This window comes from Moorena sp. SIO3I6 (assembly GCF_010672095.1).
In genome coordinates this window covers 34,648-41,682 of the sequence record NZ_JAAHHU010000051.1, presented here as the reverse complement: position 1 = coordinate 41,682, position 7,035 = coordinate 34,648, and the positions used below count along the sequence as shown (strand labels likewise).

The 7,035-nt window shown below is 45.9% G+C and carries 4 protein-coding genes and 1 pseudogene; 4 read left to right on the top strand and 1 reads right to left on the bottom strand.

Features of this window, described 5'->3' with window-relative positions:
• Window positions 1-129: 129 nt before the first annotated feature.
• The 3 genes and pseudogenes from F6K49_RS16670 to F6K49_RS16660 all read left to right on the top strand — a co-directional run.
• Window positions 130-1,434, top strand: a pseudogene (locus tag F6K49_RS16670) (transposase); the annotation flags it as partial.
• Window positions 1,435-1,516: 82 nt separating this feature from the next.
• A complete protein-coding gene (locus F6K49_RS16665; protein ID WP_293098411.1) occupies window positions 1,517-1,837 on the top strand; it encodes a DUF4209 domain-containing protein in 321 nt (106 codons plus the stop codon).
• Window positions 1,838-2,122: 285 nt separating this feature from the next.
• On the top strand, window positions 2,123-2,356 hold the full coding sequence (locus F6K49_RS16660) for a hypothetical protein (RefSeq protein WP_293098408.1): 234 nt from the start codon (window positions 2,123-2,125) through the stop codon (window positions 2,354-2,356).
• On the opposite strand, the gene F6K49_RS16655 is transcribed toward F6K49_RS16660, so the two are convergent.
• Window positions 2,299-3,897, bottom strand: a complete 1,599-nt coding sequence (locus tag F6K49_RS16655) for a serine/threonine-protein kinase (protein WP_075903418.1) — start codon at window positions 3,895-3,897, stop codon at window positions 2,299-2,301. The genes F6K49_RS16660 and F6K49_RS16655 overlap by 58 nt on opposite strands.
• Before the next feature lie 660 nt (window positions 3,898-4,557).
• Between F6K49_RS16655 and pheT the strand changes: the two genes are divergently transcribed.
• A complete protein-coding gene (gene pheT / locus F6K49_RS16650) occupies window positions 4,558-7,002 on the top strand; it encodes a phenylalanine--tRNA ligase subunit beta (protein WP_293038220.1) in 2,445 nt (814 codons plus the stop codon).
• Window positions 7,003-7,035 lie beyond the last annotated feature (33 nt).

Genomic DNA, 7,035 nt, shown 5'->3' with positions numbered 1-7,035 from the left:
TACACCAAAGTTGCCACCAACAATTACACTGGAGCCAAAAAGATACTTAGGAGCCGTGTGAGGCGAAAGTTTCATGCACGGTTCTGAAGCGGAGGTGCGGGGTTCAATAGCCCCCATCGACCGTAACCTCTTAATCCGACCCCTGAACAGCGTGAGCTGCTTAGGGAGACTATTGGAGTTTATCGTCGTGCTTGTAGGTACCTGGTTGGTATCATCTATACTCACTGGGAAGAACTAGGGGGATTAACAGCAGATCAGCTAACTCCTGCTGTTGAGAAATTGATGCACAAAACGGCTAAGCGTCCTGATATCAAATACCCCCAGTTCAATAAAACTTTCTACAAATTTCCTAGCTATTTGCGTCGTGCTGCGATCGCGTTTTCTGCTGGCCAGGTTAGTAGTTTTGTTACTCGTTATCATAACTGGCAATCAGGAGATAGGAAAAGAAGGGATGCAAAGCCTCCAAGACTAAATTCAGACACCGGCTGCTATCCTTCTCTTTACAAAGGACAGTGCTACAAATTACAGAGTTTTTATCAAGTAGAAATCAAGGTTTTTAACGGGACTGATTGGATGTGGACTGATGTTAAAATTACCAGATTAAGAGAGCGTCATTTGGTAGCATCCAATAAAATGATGTCTCCTTCTCTAGTAATGAACAACAGAGGATATCACTTATCAGTTCCATTTACATGTAAGCCAGAAAAAAGGAAGCCAGAGGCTAACGTTACAGCAGTTGATCTAGGTATCAATACAACAGCAACAATAGCAGTCGTAACTCATAGCGGCACTGTAATTCATCGTGAATTTGTTCACCCTGGAAGAGACATAGACCGTAGAGACAAAAGACTGAAATCAGTATCTACACGGGCGTCTAAGACGATGGGTAAAGGCGGTAATCTTCATAAAGGTTTCTGTTCTAAGACTTATCAAAAATGCCGAAGAATCAATCACCAGATAGGCCATATTGTTTCAAAGCGAATTGTTGAGATTGCTGAGCAATTTAATTCTGAAGCTATTGTGTTCGAGAATCTAAGAGGTTGGAAACCAAAAGGCGGCAAAAAGCGATCCAACCTACGGCAAAGATTTCACGGATGGCTAAAAGCTAAGATTCGCAATTTCACCGAAATGAAATGGGCAGAATCAGGAGGCAAGGTGATCGAAGTTATAGCAGCTTACACTTCCAAGCTTGCCTATGATGGCTCTGGCACAGTTAGACGGAATTCAAGTAATTATGCTCTAGCAACTTTCCCCTCAGCTAAGCACTTTAATGCAGACTTAAATGGTGCTTACAACATTGGTGCTAGAGGTGTGCTTAAACTCACTCGCAGAAATGACAGTGAGAGTCGTTCCAGCAAAAGATCTGGACGACCACCTAGAAGCTGGGTCTGCCTGTGTGACTTGTGGGTTAGCGGTAATCCTAAGTTAGCATAGGACACCACCACCTGGCTATCGCCACGCTACGCGAACGGCGTTAGCCAGGTGGTGGAAGCTTCATAACTCTATCCGTTATATCATGTGGCAAAGAGGCATCATTACTTCTGGGTTGGACGACAACGGTATTCAGGATGAATTTAGTTTGAGCAAGAGTCTTGCTCATTCAGAGATAACCTCTATTTTTGAGGAAAATACGCTATTTGACTTGAAATGTTTACTGGTTGAACATGCTGGTAGTAACTTAAGAAATCATATGGCTCATGGTTTGATTTGCGATGCTGAGTTTAGGAGTCCATTGATGTCATATCTCTGGTGCCTTACATTGAGGCTTTGTTGCTTGCCTATCTTGATACATCAGCAGCAAGTTGAGCAATCAAACACAAGTACTGATGCAATCTAACATTAGTGCGTTCGCGTAGCGTGGCCTACGGCCAATCGCTAATTTTGTAGGGTGTGTTGGGAGCATGTCAAATTTCCATGACAAATGTACTCAAATAACTCATGACCGCTACTGAACCACCAAAAAAGTTTAACCAATCACTGCACCCGACCGTAAGCTAGACAATTTATTATTAAAATTGCTGATTTCTCATAACACCAAAAAATAATCCCATCTCTTTCTCCCGACTCCCGACTCCCGACTCCCGACTCCCGATTCCCGTTCCCCTCCTGGGAGGGGTTAGGGGTGGGTTCCGACTCCCTACTCCCGTTCCCCTCCTGGGAGGGGTTAGGGGTGGGTTCCGACTCCCGATTCCCGTTCCCCTCCTGGGAGGGGTTAGGGGTGGGTTCCGACTCCCGATTCCCGTTCCCCTCCTGGGAGGGGTTAGGGGTGGGTTCCGACTCCCTACTCCCTTCGCTATATTACCAAAACCCCCGCTTCCCAGTAGGAAGTACTGTTGTCCAATTAGTCTTAGCTTGAGCCAACTGTTCCTTAGTAATTTTAGCATTAGCAAGATTGGCTCCACACAAATTTGCTCCCCGTAGATTAGCATTTTCGAGATGAGCATAACTAAGATTTGCCCCACGCAAGTCTGCTCCTGCCAAAATAGCTTTTTTCAGGTAAGCTCGACCCAAATTGGCATTGCGTAAGTCGGCTTGATGGAGATTCGCTTCACCAAAATTAGCACTAGATAAATCCGCTCCCTTCAAACTAATATTTAACAGTTTGCCCTGGCGGAAAATTATCCCAGATAACTGGGCATTATTAAGGTTAAGTCCCCTCAAATCTTTAGCCGCAAAGTCTCTTCTGCCAGAGCCGTAAGCTTTTAATAACGTTTCCGCCTCCAACTTGCCATTACCCTTCGACTTGCCTGTAATGCTATTCCTACTACCGCTCACAGCTGTAGAATCCCTGTTGGTAAAACCTCCACCGTTTTTAGGTTCTGATCTTCGACCATTGCTCAATCCCCGACGCTCCCGCCATTCTCTAATTTGCTCTGCCATTCTTCGGGATTGAACTGACGACGGGGATGAATAACCATTCACAGGACCCAAATTCTCTGAGTTGAAGTGAGAATTAGCGTCATCCATCCGTTGCGACACTAAGCTTTTGTTTAAACTCTCCAGATATGGCTCTAGGTCAAGAGCTCTCAGGATGTCTTCTGAGCACTGATAGCGATAACGGACAGAAGACTCCAGCATTTTTCTTAAAACCTTAGCAAAGTGGTCACTAACGTTGACATTAGTCTGCCAGACTATTTCTCCGGTTGAAGGATTATAATCGAGGTCTTTGGGAGATTTACCCGTCAACAGATAAAGGCAAGTAACCCCCACTGCATAGATATCGCTAGCAATTACAGGTCGCAATGCCATTTGTTCAGGAGGGGCAAAGCCTGGAGTTCCTATGGCATAGTTGGTCAATACTGTGTCTGAGGAATTGGAGGGATTGGTTTGGCTGTTTTTCACAGCCCCAAAATCAATCAGTACCAGTTTGCGGTCTTGGTCACGACGAATTATATTCGCTGGTTTAATGTCCCGGTGAATTACGTTTTTCTGATGAATATATTGCAGGAGTGGTAGAATTTCACTTAAAAATTGTTTAACTCCCTCTTCCGAGAATGAACCAGACCGTCTGACTTGCTGTTGCAGTGTCAAACCGCTAATGTATTCCTGAACCAGATAAAAATGCTCATTGTCTTGAAAGTAATCGAATAACTGTGGGAATTGGGGATGATTCCCTATTTCTCCCAAGGTTCGGGCTTCTCGCTCAAACAGATCCCTTGCCATCGGTGAAATCTCTGAGCCTTTGGCGCTTGGGCGGAGTTGTTTGATTACACGGGTCGGCTTACCGGGCAAGGATTGATCTGTTGCTAAGAAAGTTGCTCCAAATCCGCCTTGACCGAGTGGTTTTATCACACGATAGCGGTCAACTAATAATAATTTAGAACTGCACGCCTGACAAAAGTCGGCGTGTTCTGGGTTTTTTGCCTGAGTGCAGGTAGGATTTAGACAGTAGCTCATTCAGCCTTACTGATGTTCCTTTGCCCATACTGGAACTAAAACTTTTGCTCGGAGCACCTGAGCAGGAAAGATGATTTATAGTCTTTTACTTTTCTTTATTTTATGCAAAATGCCTCTTACTACCCCCTTAGTTAGACAACTATTCCGGTGAAACCTGATCCTCAACCAGGATACCTTATTTTTTGTATCCACCTAAGGGTACAAAGGACAATTTTGAGTTAAGTAAAGGGTGATTAAAGTAAAACGTATATGAAGCTACCTATATTTTAGAGCGTTTATTTAGCATTGACCATAGATAGTGTACTTTTGTCAAGCGTTAAGGGGTTAGACCCATCACAATAGAAAAATGTTTTCGTGGAAGGTAAGCTATCAGCTATCAGCGTGTCGCGTATCAGCTATCAGCGTGTCGCGTATCAGCGTGTCGCGTATCAGCTTATGCGCACGCTACTTGAGGTGCCATTGGTCTTTGGCCACGCTAAGCGAACAGCTTTTGAATAAAATAAGCACCTCAAGCAGCGTGAGCCTAAAGCTCACGGCTGACCGCTGACTGCTGAACGCGCACGCGTGCGCGTAGCGCATATGCTTACGGTGGAAGTAACGGGCAACTTGCACCTTATTTATTACCTTATATTAGAGTTCAGCAAAAAAATTTAGGAGTCCATGCGTATATCGTTAAACTGGCTGCGAGAACTAGTAGAAGTAACTCTGAAACCAGAAGAGCTAGCTCAAACCCTAACTATGGCTGGGTTTGAGGTAGAAGATATTGAAGACCAGGGAAACCTGGCCGATGGCGTGGTGATTGGCAAGGTTCTGGAGGTAGAGCCTCACCCTAATGCAAATAAGCTTCGGGTCTGTCAAGTGGATATTGGTGGCAGTGACCCATTGAATATTGTTTGTGGTGCGTCCAATGTCCGACCAGACATTTACGTGCCGGTCGCCACCATCGGAACCTACCTACCAACTATTGATTTGAAAATTCGCGCCTCAAAACTGCGCGGTGTTCGCTCAGAAGGGATGATTTGTTCCCTAGCAGAAGTGGGCTTGGCCAAGGAATCCGCTGGCATTCATATTTTCGAGGCAGAAACTATACCCCTAGGCAGTGATGCTCGTCCTTTACTGGGGTTAACCGATACCATTCTTGATGTTACCTCTACAGCTAATCGGGCGGATGCTCTAAGTATGGTGGGCGTGGCCAGAGAAGTAGTGGCCTTAACTGGGGCATCATTAACCTTGCCAGAAACTGTTGAGGTGTCTATTCCAAAAAAATCCGATGCCTTGACCTTGAAAGTATCTGAACCCAAAGCTTGTCCCGCCTATATTGGCACTGTGATTGAAGGGGTTAAGATTGCTCCTTCTCCGGATTGGTTACAACAGCGCTTGGAAGCCGCTGGAGTACGACCGATTAATAATGTAGTGGATGTCACTAATTACATTCTCTTGGAATGGGGTCAGCCTCTCCATGCCTTTGACCGGGAACGCTTGCAAGCTGTTGCTGGGGTCGAAAACCTGACCATTGGTGTCCGCTTTGCTAAGAGTGGAGAATCCCTGACTACTCTTGATAGTCAAACCCGTTCCCTGGAACCACAAGCGTTACTGATCACAGCTAACGACCAACCCGTTGCGATGGCTGGGGTTATGGGTGGGGAAGCCACAGAAGTCAACGACAACACCCAAAGTATTGTTTTGGAAGCAGCACTGTTTGATCCAGTGACTGTTCGTCGTTCTTCCCGCAGTCAAAGCATACGGACAGAATCATCTACCCGTTATGAGCGTGGTGTCAATAAAGCAGAATTGGATATTGCTTGTAAAAGAGCGATCGCATTAATTACTGAGTTAGCTGCTGGTACCCCCACCACCCAGAGTATTGCTGACCAGCGCCCTGACCCCTCTACTTGGGCACGTTCCATTGAGTTACGTCTTGACCGTGTCAATCAGATTTTAGGGCCAGTTCATCAGGGAGAGGAGCTTGGGGAAATCCTGCCAGAAGATGTGGAAAGAATCCTGACTGCCCTCGGATGTCAACTACAACCGATAGCATCCCAGGATTCTGCCCAATGGAAAGTGACTGTACCCCCCTACCGCTACCGGGATTTAGAGCGGGAAATTGATTTAATTGAGGAAATTGCCCGTCTCTACGGCTATGACAACTTCTGTGATAGCTTACCAGACAAAACTGAACCAGGTTATCTCTCTGCTGAGGAATTTTTAAAGCGAAAACTGCGATCGCAATTCCGTGCAGTTGGGTTGACTGAATTAGTCCAGTATTCCTTGGTAAAGCCAGAGGAACAGACCCAAATTCGTCTCGATAATCCCCTGTTTACAGAATACTCATCCCTACGCACGGATTTACTATCAGGGCTTATTGATGCCTGTCAGTACAATATCGAGCAAGGCAATGGTGTACTCAACGGTTTTGAAATTGGTCGGATCTTCTGGCGAGCAGAAGAGGGTTTCGCAGAAGCTGATGCTATTGCCGGGATTTTAGGGGGAAATATCACCCAAGGTAACTGGGTCACGGGAGGGCGTTCCGAACCCATGACCTGGTATGAGGCTAAGGGAGTACTAGAGAGAGTGTTTTCCCGTTGCGGTCTGACAGTAGAATACCAACCAGACCACAGCGATCCCCGTCTTCACCCAGGACGCACTGCATCCTTGTGGTTGCAAGGTGAGAAATTAGGAAAATTTGGGCAGTTGCACCCCCAGCTACGCTCAGAAAGAGGTTTTCCCGATCAGGTTTATGTATTTGATTTGGACTTGGATCTAATTCTAGAAGCTCTTGATCGCGATGAAATTCTTACTCCCCGGTTCCAAGTCTATTCCACCTACCCAGCCATTGACCGGGATATTGCGTTCTTTGCCCCACTACAAGTCTCTGTGGCAGAAATCGAACGTTCAACCCGGAAAGCTGCGGGGAATTTGTTGGAGTCAGTGCAATTGTTTGATGAATATAAAGGAGAGTCTGTTCCTGAGGCACAGAGAAGTTTGGCATTTCGGCTAATCTACCGTGCTAGCGATCGCACTCTTACTGATGCAGAAGTCGAGCCAGTGCATCAGAAAGTGCGAGAAGCCCTAGAGGAAAAATTTGGGGTTAGCCTTAGAAGTTAAACGGAGAAGTTAAACGGTTGAAGGATGAAGTAT